This is a genomic window from Faunimonas sp. B44, from assembly GCF_052655945.1.
This window is the reverse complement of the sequence record NZ_JBQYEX010000001.1, coordinates 336,904-350,450: the sequence shown is the minus strand read 5'-3', so window position 1 is coordinate 350,450 and position 13,547 is coordinate 336,904. Positions and strand designations below refer to the sequence as shown.

At 67.9% G+C, this 13,547-nt stretch carries 13 protein-coding genes; 2 read left to right on the top strand and 11 right to left on the bottom strand.

What is annotated here, in order from left to right; all coding sequences use genetic code 11:
- Positions 1-36: 36 nt before the first annotated feature.
- The 5 genes from ACUN0C_RS01620 to ACUN0C_RS01600 all read right to left on the bottom strand — a co-directional run bounded on the left by ACUN0C_RS01620 (position 37) and on the right by ACUN0C_RS01600 (position 5,329).
- A complete protein-coding gene (locus ACUN0C_RS01620) occupies positions 37-1,056 on the bottom strand; it encodes a Bug family tripartite tricarboxylate transporter substrate binding protein (RefSeq protein WP_445464564.1) in 1,020 nt (339 codons plus the stop codon).
- 59 nt (positions 1,057-1,115) lie between these two features.
- Positions 1,116-1,658, bottom strand: a complete 543-nt coding sequence (locus ACUN0C_RS01615; protein WP_445464563.1) for a tripartite tricarboxylate transporter TctB family protein — start codon at positions 1,656-1,658, stop codon at positions 1,116-1,118.
- Positions 1,655-3,172 (bottom strand): tripartite tricarboxylate transporter permease, encoded by a 1,518-nt coding sequence (locus ACUN0C_RS01610; RefSeq protein WP_445464562.1) that lies wholly within the window; start codon positions 3,170-3,172, stop codon positions 1,655-1,657. The genes ACUN0C_RS01615 and ACUN0C_RS01610 overlap by 4 nt, the downstream gene beginning before the upstream one ends.
- A 131-nt stretch (positions 3,173-3,303) precedes the next feature.
- A complete protein-coding gene (locus ACUN0C_RS01605; RefSeq protein ID WP_445464561.1) occupies positions 3,304-3,582 on the bottom strand; it encodes a 4Fe-4S dicluster domain-containing protein in 279 nt (92 codons plus the stop codon).
- The gene (locus tag ACUN0C_RS01600; protein WP_445464560.1) at positions 3,566-5,329 is read right to left on the bottom strand and encodes an FAD-binding protein; all 1,764 of its coding nucleotides are present in this window, start codon (positions 5,327-5,329) and stop codon (positions 3,566-3,568) included. The genes ACUN0C_RS01605 and ACUN0C_RS01600 overlap by 17 nt, the downstream gene beginning before the upstream one ends.
- A 370-nt stretch (positions 5,330-5,699) precedes the next feature.
- Here ACUN0C_RS01600 and ACUN0C_RS01595 point away from each other — a divergent pair, with 370 nt between their 5' ends.
- A complete protein-coding gene (locus ACUN0C_RS01595; protein WP_445464559.1) occupies positions 5,700-6,938 on the top strand; it encodes an MFS transporter in 1,239 nt (412 codons plus the stop codon).
- 13 nt (positions 6,939-6,951) lie between these two features.
- Here the strand turns inward: ACUN0C_RS01595 and ACUN0C_RS01590 are convergent, their stop codons facing one another.
- From ACUN0C_RS01590 to ACUN0C_RS01575, 4 genes are all read right to left on the bottom strand, one after another.
- On the bottom strand, positions 6,952-7,332 hold the full coding sequence (locus tag ACUN0C_RS01590) for a TadE/TadG family type IV pilus assembly protein (protein ID WP_445464558.1): 381 nt from the start codon (positions 7,330-7,332) through the stop codon (positions 6,952-6,954).
- Positions 7,333-7,349: 17 nt separating this feature from the next.
- On the bottom strand, positions 7,350-7,778 hold the full coding sequence (locus ACUN0C_RS01585; RefSeq protein WP_445464557.1) for a TadE family protein: 429 nt from the start codon (positions 7,776-7,778) through the stop codon (positions 7,350-7,352).
- A gap of 82 nt (positions 7,779-7,860) precedes the next feature.
- A complete protein-coding gene (locus ACUN0C_RS01580; protein WP_445464556.1) occupies positions 7,861-9,144 on the bottom strand; it encodes a pilus assembly protein TadG-related protein in 1,284 nt (427 codons plus the stop codon).
- Positions 9,145-9,673: 529 nt separating this feature from the next.
- Positions 9,674-11,335, bottom strand: a complete 1,662-nt coding sequence (locus ACUN0C_RS01575; protein WP_445464555.1) for an alpha-amylase family protein — start codon at positions 11,333-11,335, stop codon at positions 9,674-9,676.
- A 156-nt stretch (positions 11,336-11,491) separates the two neighbouring features.
- Between ACUN0C_RS01575 and mepA the strand changes: the two genes are divergently transcribed.
- Positions 11,492-12,469, top strand: coding sequence for a penicillin-insensitive murein endopeptidase (gene mepA, locus ACUN0C_RS01570; RefSeq protein ID WP_445464554.1), 978 nt, complete (start codon positions 11,492-11,494; stop codon positions 12,467-12,469).
- Positions 12,470-12,472: 3 nt separating this feature from the next.
- Here mepA and msrA read toward each other — a convergent pair whose 3' ends face one another.
- Both msrA and ACUN0C_RS01560 read right to left on the bottom strand, forming a co-directional pair.
- The gene (gene msrA, locus ACUN0C_RS01565) at positions 12,473-13,138 is read right to left on the bottom strand and encodes a peptide-methionine (S)-S-oxide reductase MsrA (protein WP_445464553.1); all 666 of its coding nucleotides are present in this window, start codon (positions 13,136-13,138) and stop codon (positions 12,473-12,475) included.
- A 21-nt stretch (positions 13,139-13,159) separates the two neighbouring features.
- Complete coding sequence (locus ACUN0C_RS01560) at positions 13,160-13,495, bottom strand: hypothetical protein (RefSeq protein WP_445464552.1); 336 nt, start codon at positions 13,493-13,495, stop codon at positions 13,160-13,162.
- Positions 13,496-13,547 lie beyond the last annotated feature (52 nt).

Genomic DNA, 13,547 nt, shown 5'->3' with positions numbered 1-13,547 from the left:
GCCACCCCGGGGAGGGGGCAGCCCGGCTTGCTCTTCTTATTGGATCTTCTGCAGGGCGGCCTTGAAGACCGGCGTCAGATCCTTGCCGGCGGCGAAGACCTCCTCAACGGTCTTCTGCTGCTCCTCGCCGGGGGCGAAGACGATCGGCATGCCCTTGTCCTGCATCTCCTTGACGATTGCCGGGTCGGTCAGCGTCTTCTCGATCGCCGCGCGCATCTCCTCGACGGCCGCCGGATCCATGCCCGGAGGACCGAAGAAGCCGCGGCTGAGGCTCAGGATGGCGCTGATCGCGTTCACCTGATCCTTCTTCGCCTCGTCCTTGAGGAGCTCGATCGCGGTCGGCACGTCGGGCGCCACGTCCTGCCGCTCGCGGGTGGCGAACACGACCGGGACCTTGTCGCCGGCCTCGATCTGCGCGAGCGAGCCCGTCCAGCTCGTCATCTGGCCGTCGGCGTCACCCTTGATGACGGCGATGGCGGTGTCGGCCTCGCCTTCGTAGCCGGTCACGATCTTCATCTCGTAGCCGAGCGCGTCGGCCAGCACGACCATCGTGTAGAAATCCTCGTCGGTGCCCTGCGAGGCGAAGACGAAGGGGCGGCCGAGATTCCGGATGTCGTCGACGCTCTTGATGCCGCTGGTCGCGCCGACCGTGATGAGGCGCGGCTCGGCGGCCACGCGGCCGAGATACTCGAACTTGGTCGCGTCGAAGCGCACGCCCGGGCTCTCGGCGAGCTGGGCGATCACCAGCGTCGGGACATTGGTGAAGCCGATCGTCATGCCGTCGGGCTTCGCGGCCCAGACCGAATTGGTCCCCTTCAGGCTGCCGGCACCCGGCTGGTTGTCGATCCGCACATTGTTGGCGCCGAGGTTCTTGGCGATGTGCGGCGCGAGCGTCTGCGCATAGCGCGACATGAACCCGGCCGGCGAGTTCGGCACGATCAGCGTGACGTCCTTGCCGTCGTAGAACGGACCCGCCTCGGCGCCGGCGAGCGGCATCACCGCGACGATTGCCGTGGCCAAAAGGCCCGCAGCTGCCGATTTTAGATGCTTGAACATGTTTTCCTCCACTCCGTTGTTCTGTTGGCGTCGTTTCTTCCGCCGCTCCTCCCGTCGGCTCACCACATGCCGAAGCTCAGGTCGACCATTCCCTGGCGCATGTCGACGCCGAGCCAGAGATAGAAGAGCGCATAGACCGCGAGCGTGCCGATGAAGGCGTAGAGCACCCCCCAGGCGGGCGAATAGTGCCGGCTGAGGACGAAATAGCCCGCCGTGAACAGGAACATGGTCGGGATCGGTCCGACCACGAAGAACATCCCGATCAGGAGGACGACCATTCCGAGCGCGGCGAACTCCATGCGCGGGTCCCGCTTGCGGGGCTGGCTGGCTGCCTCGTCGGCCCCCTCCGCCGCCGTCGGCACCGCATCCTCGGCACCGGTCGATTTCTTGGAGATGAACTCCAGGAGGTCGATCTGCAGATCCTGCTCGGACCGCGAGTTCTGAAGGTAGAGCTGCGCGAGCATCAGCAGGATGCCGATGACGGCGATCGGGATCGGCACGAGCCGGGCCCGTGGGCCGTAGCCGAGCGAGGCGTAGATCGCGGCGGCGAAGATGAGGATGACGAGGAGCGCGACGACGTTCTCCTGAAGCCTGCGGGTCATGACGTCCTCCCGGTCTCGGCCAGCGTGATCTTCCGCAGCTCCTTGTCGCGCTTCCAGTTCCGGTAGAACGGCCAGGCCGTCGTCACGACGATCAGGATCAGCATGATCGCAGCGACCGGCCGCTGCAGGATGAACCACTCACCGTAGAGCGAAACGGAAAGGTGGAGATTCCGCTCGATCATCACGGCGAGGACCATGCCGATCACGAAGGTCGCTCGCGAATAGTGATATTTGTCCATGAGATAGCCGATCGCGCCGAAGACGCCGGCGACCACGACGTCGGACATCTGTCCGCGCGCGGCATAGGCGCCGATCACGCAGACCGACAGCACGAGCGGAATGATGATGTTGTTGTTGAGGCTCGGGATGCGGGCGAGATAGGGCGAGATGATCAGGCCGATGATCGAGGTGATGATGCTGGCGAGGACGATCACCCAGACCAGCGTGAAGATGAGGTCCATGTGGTCGGTCAGCATCTTCGGGCCGGGCACCACGCCGAGCCCGATGAAGGCGATCAGCACGATCGCCATGCCTTCGCCGCCGGGAATGCCGAGCGCGAGGGTCGGCAGCAGGCCGCCGCCCTCGTTGGCGCCGACCGTGGCGTCCGGGGCGATCACGCCCTCGACGTTGCCCTTGCCGAAGGTCTCCGGGTGCTTGGATGTCCTGAGCGCCTGGGCGTAGGCCGCGATGCCGCCGACGCTCGCGCCGATGCCGGGCAGCACGCCGATCCAGACGCCGAGCAGGCTCGACCGGAACACCAGGCCCCAGTGACGGAAGGCGTCGCGAACGCCCTCCCAGACGGAGCTCTTCTGCTCGACGACCCGCCGCTCGACCAGCGAGCCGCCGGTCGCGAACAGCTTCATCATCTCGGCGATGGCGAAGAGCCCGATCATGGCGACGGGAAACGAGACCCCGTCCATGAGGTAGACGCTGTCGAAGGTGAAGCGCGGCGTGGCCGTGACGAGATCCATGCCGATGAAGGCGGTCAGCAGGCCGAGGCCCGCGGCGGCGAGGCCCTTCAGCACGGAGCCGTCGCTGAAGGTGGCGAGCACGGTCAGGCCCCACAGCGCCAGCATCAGGAACTCGGCCGGGCCGAGCGCCATCATCACCGGCCGCGTGATCGGGATCGAGATGGCGAGGAACACTGCGCCGATGACGCCGCCGAGAAGGGCGGCTGCAGCGGAGGCGCCGAGCGCGCGGCTCGCCTCGCCCCTCTGGGTCATCGGGAAGCCGTCGAAGATGAGGGCCACGCTCTTCGCCGAACCCGGCACGCGGAAGAGGATGCTCGTGACCGAGCTGCCCCAGATGGTGGCGATGTGCGCGCCGAGGAGCAGGCCCATGGCCGGCGCGAAGTCCATTCCCCAGGTGAAGGGCAGGAGCAGCGCCATTGCGACGATCCCGCCGAGCCCCGGCAGAATGCCGATGACGATGCCGTAGCAGACGCCGATCACCATGAAGATGAGCGATTCCGGCGACATCAGCGCCGCCAGCCCCGCCCAGATGGCCTCTACCATCCGATGCTCCTCCCTCAATTGCCGGCATTCTTCTTGTTAAAAATCGCCGACGGTCTCTCAATACAAACGATTGCACGGCTTGCAAAGCGGGAAGTTTAGCTTGTTCCCGCCGCGCGACCGCGGCAACCCGGTCAGATCACCTTCCCGAGCAGCGTCACCACGTCCGTCTGGTTGCGGAGCATCCGCTCCGGAAAGATGATCTCGATCGCGTCGGTCGGGCAGATCGATTCGCAGAGGCCGCAGTACCAGCACTCGTCCGGGTAGGCGACGACCGGCATCGTCTCCTTGTTGTTCTCTTCCTTGTAGATGATGTCGCCCGGGCAGATCCAATCGCAGAGATTGCAGCGGATGCAGAGCTCCGGATCGATCTTGACCGGGTTGTGAACGCCTTCCTTAGGCACCGGCAGCATAATCAAACCTCCGTTCGGGAGCCGACTGGGACGACCGCGCGAACGCGGCTGCGAGCGGCTGATCTGCGTCGACGGCGCGCACGCTCGGGCGATCGTCGGCGCCCTTCTCGACGAGCACGAATTTCCGCCAGTTCTCGTTGTCCGGCTCGGGGTAATCCATCCGCCGGTGCGCCGATCGGGTGCGGGTCTCGGTCCGTGCCAGCGCGGCGGTCGCCATCACTTCCGTGTTGAGCCGGATGTTCTTCGATTCGTGCACGCGCATGACGCCGTGCAGGTCCTCGGCCGCGAGCGTGTCCTCGCGCTTGGCGAGGGCGGCGAGCGTCTCGAGCGCGAGGCGCAGCCCGTTCCCGGACCGCCGCACGCCGACATAATCGCTGACGGTCCGCCGGATCTGGCCCTCGAAATCCTTCCAGGGCATTCCCGCGGCGCGGCCGAGCGAGGCCTCCGACTCGGCGCGGATGCGGGTCGCTTCCGCCCAGTCGATGTCCGGAAGAGAGCCCACGCTGCTCCGGATCCGGGCGACGGCGCCCTCGCCCGCAATGTGCCCCAGGACCGCCGCGCCGGCGATGCCGCCGCTGACGCTCGCACAGTCGCCGGCCGCGAAGAGCGCCTCCACGGAACTCTCGCCGTGGGTATCGACGGCGAGGCCGCTGCCGCGGAAGTAGACGCCGCTGCGGCGAATCGAGAGTTCCGAGATCGAGACCTCGATGAGATCCGTGCGGAAGCTGATGCCCTTCTGCCGGTAATAGGCGGGGAGCGTGTAACGGTCGACCTGGAGGGTTTCCTCCATGTGATCGAGTTCCTCCTCCGGCAGGTGGCGGCAGTCGAGATAGATCGGCCCGTTGCCGAGCAGGTATTCGTTGACGACGGCGTCGGCGAGCACGGCGCGGCGGGCGTTCTCGCCCTTCTCGTCGTAGCGGAACATGAACCGCTCGCCGTGCTTGTTGAGGAAGTAGGCGCCCATCGACACGACGGCATTGAGGCCTTGCGCCGAGAAGCCCTTCGGCGTCAGCGTCGCCTCGGTGAACTCCATGTTCGTCAGCGCGGCACCCGCGCGGTAGCCCATCGCCTGGGCGTCGCCGGTATTGTACGGGAAATGCCAGCTGTCGAAGGCGAGGCCGGACGCGTTCTCGGAGATGCGGTTCACGTCGCCGGCGGTGAGCGCCACGGCCTTCGCCCGGATCGCAATCCAGCTTCCGGTCCTGAAGTTGAAGGCGAGCGCGCCGTAGGCCCGGTTCTCCTTCACCAGCAGCTGGACGGCCATGGTCCTCATGAGCACGGCCGCCTTCCCGGCGCGCACGTGCTTGCCGATCCTCCGCTTGAAGTCCGTGCCGTCGAAATTGATGTGGTAGGCGCCCGGCAGGCCGAAGGACCGGTGGCGGGAATAGTCGCCGGTTCGCGGGTCCTTGAAGTCCACGCCCATGCCTTCGATCTTGCGCAGGATCCGCGGCATTTCGTGGATCACGCGGCTCGCGACCGCCATGTCGACGATCCCGTCGGTCAGTTGCGGGAGATGCTTGAGGAGGAACTCGGGCGTGTCCCATTCCGGCCCGCTCTCCATCACGGTTAGGTAATGGTCGACGCCGCAGCCGACGCTGCCGCAATTGTCGAGCACCCGCCCCTTCTCGCAGACGACGACGTTCAGCCCCGCCTCCAGCGCCGGGATTGCAGCCATGCTGCCGGCCACGCCGCCGCCGATGACCAAGAGATCCGTGTCGATCGTCTGCCAGTCCGCCTGCACCTGCATTCCTCCACTCGTCTCCGGGGACGACCTCGGCGTTGCCGCGAGGCGCCGCCTCATGCAACGCATCGTCGATGTCGGGGGCGCGTCTTGTCGTTCTTGCGCTCTGCGCTCCCGAGCGTCTCCTCGATCGCCTTCTGCTCGGCTCGGCGTGGATTGTGTTACTGTAATATCGGACTTGTCAACGCTTTCCGGAGCATGCATTCACATCCCCGGCGCCGTGCAACTTGCGGCAGAAACCCTTCCGCCGGCGCATGACCTTGCTGCCGACGACCTTCGCCGCCGCCGTTGAACTGCTCCACGCAATCCGGAAGGGTTGCCCGGGAACGATGCGAATCATGACGACTGCCGCCGATCGCCTGCAGGGTGCCTCCCGATGAGTGCGGGCTCCGGTTTCAGGAGCATCGCGGGTGCGCTGGGGCACCGCGATTTCAGGCTCTATACGGCCGGAAACGTCGTATCGTTGATCGGCACCTGGATGCAGCGGGTCGTGACCGGCTGGCTGATCTGGGAACTGACCGGGTCCGGGTTGTGGCTCGGCCTCGTTGCCTTTGCCGACCTGTTCCCGACGGTCGTGCTCGGCCCCTTCGCGGGCGCCCTCGCCGACCGGATGGACCGCCTGAAGCTGACGAAGATCACCCAGTTCCTCGCCATGCTGCAGGCTCTGGCGCTGTTCGGCCTCACCGCCACCGGGCTCATCACGCCGCTGCTCCTGATCCTCCTGACGACATTCCTGGGCATCGTCGCCGCCTTCAACCAGCCGGCGCGCCTCGCGCTCATTCCGGCGCTCGTGCCGCGGGCGGAGCTTCCGACCGCGGTGGCGCTCAACGCGGTCGTGTTCAACCTCGCGCGCTTCATCGGGCCGGCCGTCGCCGGCATCCTGATCGCATCGGGCGGGGTTCCACTCGCCTATGCCGCGAATGCGTTCACCTTCGTCGTCTTCCTCGTCCTGCTCGCACGCATCAGCGCCACCCAGGAGGAGCAGGCGCTGAAGAGCGGCTCCGGCTTCATGCGCGACCTCGCGGACGGCATCCGATACACGTTCACCGATGTCGGGATCGCGACCGTCCTGCTGCTCCTGATCGCAAGCAACGTCGGAGCAAGGCCGCTCATCGAACTGCTGCCCGGCTTCGCCGCCGAGGTGTTCCGCTCCGGCGCCTCCGGGCTCGCCATCCTCACCTCCGCGGTCGGGGTCGGCGCGATCCTCGCCGGGCTGTGGCTCGGCGGCCGGCCGCAGGGAAAGGGCCTCAGCCGCATCCTGCTCGGCAGCACGATCCTGGTGGCGATCGCGGCCGCCCTCTTCACCTTCAGCGACAGGATGGTCGTCGGCGTCCCGCTGCTCGTGGTGACGGGATTCGCAATGGCGACGAGCGGCGTGGCGGCCCAGACTCTCATCCAGATCGCCGTCGACCCCGCCATGCGCGGCCGCGTCCTCAGCATCTACGGGATCCTATTCCGGGGCGGCCCCGCGCTCGGCGCCCTGGTGATGGGCGCGGCCTCGGAGCGCTTCGGCCTGCAGCTGCCGATACTCTGGGGGTCCGTCGCCGTTCTCGCGATCGCCCTGTGGGCGCTGGCGAGCCGGCGCGCCGACCTGCGCAAGCTCGAGCGGAACTGAGGGCGGGCGCCGCTCAGACGAGCGGCATGCGCCGGGCGACCGAGAGCCGGATGCCGTCGCCAGCCAGGCCAGGGACGAGGAAGGTGAAGGGATAGCTGGCATCGACGGCGCGGTACGCCACGCCATTCACCGTCTCGGTCGTGACCGCGACCTGCAGTCGCTCGGGGTCGGACGCCCTGAAGGCGCCGCGCACGGCGCTCTCGATCCTCGCCGCGGTCGCCTCCTTGTCGGTCAGGACCTCGCGCGCCGCGACATCGACGGCGTAGGAGAGCTCGTTGCGGACCTGCAGGCCGCGCCCGAACTCGATCGTGCCGAAGGCGACGAGAACCAGCGCCAGGCTGACGATGGCGAACTCGATCGCGACCGCGCCGGATTGGGCGCGGGCGAAACGCATCCGGGCACCCCCCATCCTCATCGGGTCTGGACCTGGACCGCGGCGCTCAGCCCGAGATCCGGGATCAGCATCCCCTCGTAGGGCTTCTCGCCGGTCAGCCGGTAGAACACGTAGGTCGGCTGCCCGCCTGCGCAGGCCGTGCCGCAACCGACAGCCGCGTCGGGGCTCGACGGGCAGGCGCAGAAGCGCTCGACCTCGACGGCCAACGGGCTTTGCCCCGCCAGGAACGTGGTCCCGTCGGTCGTGCCGCTCGCAACGGTGAAGTTCCTGCCGGCGGTCTCCTCCACGATCCGCCGGACCGCCGCCGGCCCGGGATCCGTCATGGCGCTCTGCGCTCCGGCGCGCAGCGCGTGGTCGATCGACATGCGCTCGTGGAGGGCGAGCCCGAGGTCGACGGTGGCAAGCAGGCCAAAGAAGAGGATCGGGGCGAGGAGCGCGAACTCCACCGCCGAGGCGCCGTCCTCGCCGCGAGCGAAGGACCCCCGAAAGGCAGAAAGATGACGGGTCAATGCGGCGACCACATTCATCCTATTCGACGATCTTCACGAACTGGTTGGCGTAGATGTCCCGCCAGCCGGCCGCAGCGCAGTTCGAGCTCATGGTGGACGCGCCGCTGAAGGAGATGGTGTTGGCGACGATCTGCGTGCAGCCGGTACCGGTCGTCGCCGAACTGCCCGAATAGTCCACATGGGATGCCGGGAAGTAGATCGATCCCTGGATCGTGCTCCCGGAGGAGCCGTTGATCTGGTGCCGCACTCCCGTCGCATCCCGGGCGCCGAAGAAGACCACGCCGGAATAGGGCCCCGAGGTGGGGGCGGAAACATTCAAGAGCGCGTTGCCGTTGAGGCGCGCGCTCGCAGGGTTGCGGAAGTAGAAGGTCACGCCCGTCCCGCGGATGACGGCGCCGCCGGTGGTGGTGAGATCGCCACCCTCTACGATGTAGATCCCCGGCCCGAACGTCACGTCGCCCTTGACGAAGAGGCCGTTGCAGTAGCGCCGCGCAGGCACGCCGTTCAGGGTTTCGGAGGGCGTTTCGGTGCTGGTGTTCTCCGGATGGCCGACGCTCTGGTTGCGGCAGGTGAGGGCGCCGATCTGCGCCGCGGTCGGCTCCGGGACGCCGGCAAAGGGATCCGGCGTCACCGGCGCATGTTCGTGGACCTGCTCGCAGTCCTGCATCGTGAGGCGGAGCGTCGTCACCGCACGCCCGACGGTGTGGACGCAGCCGGTGCTGAGGCTCGCGGAGGTGCCGGACATGCTGAAGGCGTCGGTGGCGAGCGAGTTGGAGGCCACGTCGCATCCGTTCAGCGACAAGGCGGCGGACCCGCTCACGCTCACCGTTGCCGGCGTGGTCGGCGCGAGGCCGAGGACGCAGGCCTTCGAGCCGCCGCTCACCTGAACCACCGCCCGCGCCTGCAGCACGACCGGTTCATCGGAGAAGATCGACGAGAACAGCCGCGGCATCGTCCGGGTTGCGACGACCTCGACGGCGTTTGCCTCGCCGGCGAGCGCGCCGCTGGTCGGCGGCACGTGGACCGCGAGCGCGCCCGTCGCCGGGTCGAAGCCCGACCGCGTGGCGATGTTGAGCGCGGCCGCCTCGACGGCCGTGCGCGTGTCGCCGGCGCGGTTGCGCGTGCCGCCGGCATGGGCGGAGACATCAGCGGCATGCTGGAGCTTCCGCTGGCTAAGATACCAGTAGCCGGTCTCGGCGCCGAGCCCCATCCCGCCGATCACCACGGGGAAGAGCACGGCGGCCAGCACCACGGCGGCGCCGCCCGTGTCGCGCGCGAACCGGCTCAGCAGGGGCGGATGCAACCTGCCGTGTCTGCGCCGTCGGACCGCGAGGGGATTGCTGAATTTCCTTGTCATGGTTCGCCCTGGCACGCCCGGAGAAGCCGGGTCCGCCTGGACGCTTCGTCCCCCGCCTTAACAGTGTCTTGCTGCTGCCGGACGGGAAACGATCCAAGGGGCTGAAAAGACACGCGTTCTTCGAACGCGGCAAAGAGACGGTGTGCAGACGGGCGGGCATTTGATGCAAAACGGGAAAGCCCGGATGACCGCGGCTATCCCGTTGCACAACCTCAGATATTTTCGAGGGTCGTTTCGGAGCCGGGTCTCGCTTCCGGCCGATGCCCGGCGTCTACGTCGTCAAAGGACTCCGAAGAGAAAAAGCAGGACGATGAGCGTTATCGGGACCCCGAGCATCCAGAGAATACCGCCTTTGAGCATTGAACGTCTCCTCCGTTGAACCGACTAAGCAACGCGCCCGGACCCCGATGGTTCAACAGGGCGGTGCGAATCCTGCCGCGCGGGCACCGCAGCCGGCGGCGGAGCGCCGCCCGCATCAGATTTCCGTCCGCCGGAGCAGGTAGTCGAGTCCGCCGACGCGGTACCAGCGGTAGCCGTAGCCCTCGAGCAGGAGCAGGTGGCGGCCGCTCTCGTCCGCCTCGCTGTGCTGGCCGTCGAGGAGATCGATCAGCAGCCGGCTCTGCTCGTCGTCGCCGGCCTTGATCCGGATCTCGAGCGGCCGGTGCGCGAAATTGTGGATGATCAGCACCGCGTTGTTCCGCCAGTCGTAGCGCAGCGCAAGCACCGCCGGATTTCGCGTCGGCAGCACCGTGAAATCGCCCCAGCCGATCTCCGGCATCTCCTTGCGCATGCGGATGATGCGCTCCATCCAGTTCATGAAGGAATTGGGCTTGCGGTGCTGCTCGGCGACGTTGACGTGCTCGTAGCCGTAGGGCCCTTCGGCGATGACGGGCTTGCCCGGCCGGTCCGCCTTGGTGAACCCGCCATGCGGCTCGTCCGACCATTGCATGGCCGTGCGCACGCAGTCGCGCTCCGGCAGCGACAGGTCGTCGCCCATGCCGATCTCGTCGCCGTAGCGCAGGACCGGCGTGCCCGGCAGCGTGAAGAGCAGGCTGTAGGCGAGTTCGAGACGCCGGCGATCGCCTTCGAGCATCGGCGCGAGCCGGCGCCTTATGCCGCGGCCGTAGAGCTGGTCGATCTCGTTCGGCCCGAAGGCCTGGAAGACCGTCTGCCGCTGCTCCTCCTCCAGGCGGCCGAGATCGAGCTCGTCGTGATTGCGCAGGAACTGCCCCCATTGCGCGTTCGCCGGCAGCGACCGCGTGTCCTTGAGCGCCTTGACGAGGGGGCGGCTGTCGGCCGAGGCCAGGGCGTAGTAGAGGCGCTGGTTGACGGGGAAGTTGAACATCATCTGCAGGCGGTCGCCGTCGGCGCCGAAATACTCGACATTCTCCTTCGGAAGGACGTTCGCCTCGGCGAGGAAGATGGCGTCGCCCTGCCGCCACTGCAGGAACTCGCGGAACATGCGCAGCATCTCGAACTGCAGCTTGGGCTCCGGCGCGACGGCACTGTCCGCGGCGATGACGAAGGGCACGGCGTCCATCCGGAAGCCGTTCACCCCAAGCTGGACCCAGAAGCCGATGACCTTCAGGATCTCCGCCTGAACGCGCGGATTCGCCATGTTGAGGTCCGGCTGGAACTCATAGAAGCGGTGGAAGTACCAGGCCTTCGCGACCTCGTCGTAGGTCCAGGTCGTTTCCTGGACGCCGGGGAACACCATGCCCGTGTCGGCATGGGGCGGCTTCTTGTCGGACCAGACATACCAATCCCGATAGGGCGAGTCCGGATCCTTGCGGGCCGCCTGGAACCACGGATGCTGGTTCGAGGTGTGGTTGACGACGAGGTCGATCAGGACCCGCATGCCGCGCTGCTTGGCGGCATGAGTGAACTCGACGAAATCCCCGAGAGTGCCGTACCAGGGATCGACATTGTAATAGTCGGAAACGTCGTAGCCGTGATCCTGGCGCGGCGAGGGCTGGAACGGCGTGAGCCAGACGGCGGTGACGCCGAGGCCCTGGAGGTAATCGAGCCGCCGCATCAGGCCCTGGAAGTCGCCGATGCCGTCGCCGTTCGCGTCCATGAAGCTGCCGACCGACAGCGAATAGAACACCGCATTCTTGTACCAAAGGTCGTCGATCATGGATCACTCCGCGCTCGGGGGCGGCCGTGCCGCACCGGGCCCCGGGCAGATAGCGGCTCGGGCGGCGCGAGGTTCCGGCGCGAGGCGCAAAATGGTGAAGCGCCCGCCGCGGGCCGTGCGGTTCCGGGCCGGAGCGGCTCGTGATAGAAGGTCCCGATGCTTCGCTTCGCGCTGATTCTCGCGGCCGCATTGTGGACCTCCGGGGCCACCGCCCAGTCCACCACACCGGCCAAGACGCTGTTCGGCGGCCAGCCCGCGCCGGCGGACCTGTCCGCCCGCGCCATCGGGTTCTACAGCCGCGGCTGCCTCGCCGGCGCCGTGGCGATCCCGGTGGACGGGTCGCACTGGCAGGCGATGCGCCTCTCGCGCAACCGCAACTGGGGCCACCCTGAGCTCATCGCCTTTCTCGGCGATCTCGCCCGGCATGCTGCCGCCAAAGACGGCTGGCCAGGCCTGCTGATCGGCGACCTGTCGCAGCCGCGCGGCGGGCCGATGCTGACCGGCCATGCGTCCCACCAGATCGGCCTCGACGCCGACATCTGGCTGACGCCGATGCCGAACCGGCGCCTGTCCGCGCGCGAGCGGGAGGACATGCCGCCCGTGCCGCTCACCGAGCCGGGCCCGCACGAGGTGAACCCCGCCGTATGGACCAGCGCCCATCTGAGGCTGATCCGGCGCGCGGCGTCGGACCCCCGCGTCGACCGCATCTTCGTCGCGCCGGGCATCAAGAAGAAGCTGTGCGAGACGGAGACGGGCGCCCGCGGCTGGCTGCGCAAGGTCCGGCCCTATTACGGGCACAACTACCACATGCACGTCCGGCTCGGCTGCGTGGCCGGCGCGAGCGGCTGCCGCGACCAGGCCGCGCCACCGCCCGGCGACGGCTGCGGCAAGGAACTCGCCTGGTGGTACACGGACGAGCCGTACCGTCCCGCCAAGACGCCGCCGGCCAAGCCGCGCGAGATCACGCTCGCCGACCTGCCCGACGCATGCCGCAGCGTGCTGCAGGCGGCCGCCCGCCCGGGCGCCCTGACGGCGCAGGAAGCGCTCGCGGCACCCGCGCTCCAGAGCGGCCGGCCGCGCGGCGCGGCAGATCCGGCCCCGCCGCGCCCGCAGGCACGCCCGCGCAGCGGCTGACGATCAGGCCTGCGCCGGCTCCGCGAAGCCGGGGCAGCTGACGCCGGTGCCCGCCAGCCCGCAATAGCCGTTCGGGTTCTTGGCGAGGTACTGCTGATGGTAGTCCTCGGCGAAGTAGAGTTCCGGCGCCTCGCGGATCTCCGTGCTGATCGGCCCGCGCCCGCGGTCCGACAGCGCCTGCTGGAATGCATCTCGTGACGCTGCCGCCTGGCGGGCCTGATCGGGCGTGGTGGTATAGATCGTCGAGCGGTATTGGGTGCCGACGTCGTTACCCTGGCGCATGCCCTGGGTCGGGTCGTGCGCCTCCCAGAAGGTCTTCAGAAGATCGGCGTAGCGGATCGCCTTCGGGTCGTACACGACCAGCACCACTTCGGCATGGCCGGTGCCGCCGCTGCAGACCTCCTCGTAGGTCGGGTTCGGCGTGACGCCGCCGGCATAGCCCACGGCCGTTACGTGGACGCCGGGCAGCTGCCAAAACAGGCGCTCCGCACCCCAGAAGCAGCCGAGCCCGAAAACCGCCGTCTCCAGGCCGTCGGGATAGGGACCCTTGAGCGCCCGCCCGCTCACGAAATGCGTGGCGGCCGTCGGGATCGCATCGGCCCGGCCTGGCAGCGCATCCGCGGCGCTCGGCAGCGTCAGCTTCTTTGCGGGTCTGTCGAACAGGAACATCGGGTGCCTCCTTTCGGGAGCTCAGGCGTAGAATTCGCTCTCTTCGTCGAACCGATGGCGGCGCTTCGGCCGGCCGAGGCGCAGGAGCACGGCGCCGAGCAGCACGAACACGAGCCAGGCCGGGGCCGGCAGCACCCATTCCGCGATCGCCGTCCAGAGCCAGGCCATCGAATAGTCGTTGACGAGCGCGTTCTCGGCTCCGGTGAAGCTGCCGGGTGCGACCTGGAACCAGATCTGGCCGAGCGGAGTCGCGACGAGGGTAGAGGCCGCGATCGACTTCGCAGCGTCGACGACCGCCGAAACGAGGGCCGCGGCGATCAGCCAGATGCCGAGAAGACGCGCGATGAAGCGAAGCATGGACGGGAAATAGAGCGGAGCACGCGCCTCCGCAATTCACCTGATCGTGCCG

What these genes read in the sequence shown, in the direction of transcription:
- ACUN0C_RS01620 (WP_445464564.1), bottom strand. Translation starts at nt 1,056, where the DNA reads ATGTTCAAGCATCTAAAATCGGCAGCTGCGGGCCTTTTGGCCACGGCA.
- ACUN0C_RS01610 (WP_445464562.1), bottom strand. Translation starts at nt 3,172, where the DNA reads ATGGTAGAGGCCATCTGGGCGGGGCTGGCGGCGCTGATGTCGCCGGAA.
- ACUN0C_RS01595 (WP_445464559.1), top strand. Translation starts at nt 5,700, where the DNA reads ATGAGTGCGGGCTCCGGTTTCAGGAGCATCGCGGGTGCGCTGGGGCAC.
- msrA (WP_445464553.1), bottom strand. Translation starts at nt 13,138, where the DNA reads ATGTTCCTGTTCGACAGACCCGCAAAGAAGCTGACGCTGCCGAGCGCC.
- ACUN0C_RS01590 (WP_445464558.1), bottom strand. Translation starts at nt 7,332, where the DNA reads ATGCGTTTCGCCCGCGCCCAATCCGGCGCGGTCGCGATCGAGTTCGCC.
- ACUN0C_RS01560 (WP_445464552.1), bottom strand. Translation starts at nt 13,495, where the DNA reads ATGCTTCGCTTCATCGCGCGTCTTCTCGGCATCTGGCTGATCGCCGCG.
- mepA (WP_445464554.1), top strand. Translation starts at nt 11,492, where the DNA reads ATGCTTCGCTTCGCGCTGATTCTCGCGGCCGCATTGTGGACCTCCGGG.
- ACUN0C_RS01605 (WP_445464561.1), bottom strand. Translation starts at nt 3,582, where the DNA reads ATGCTGCCGGTGCCTAAGGAAGGCGTTCACAACCCGGTCAAGATCGAT.
- ACUN0C_RS01575 (WP_445464555.1), bottom strand. Translation starts at nt 11,335, where the DNA reads ATGATCGACGACCTTTGGTACAAGAATGCGGTGTTCTATTCGCTGTCG.
- ACUN0C_RS01615 (WP_445464563.1), bottom strand. Translation starts at nt 1,658, where the DNA reads ATGACCCGCAGGCTTCAGGAGAACGTCGTCGCGCTCCTCGTCATCCTC.
- ACUN0C_RS01600 (WP_445464560.1), bottom strand. Translation starts at nt 5,329, where the DNA reads ATGCAGGTGCAGGCGGACTGGCAGACGATCGACACGGATCTCTTGGTC.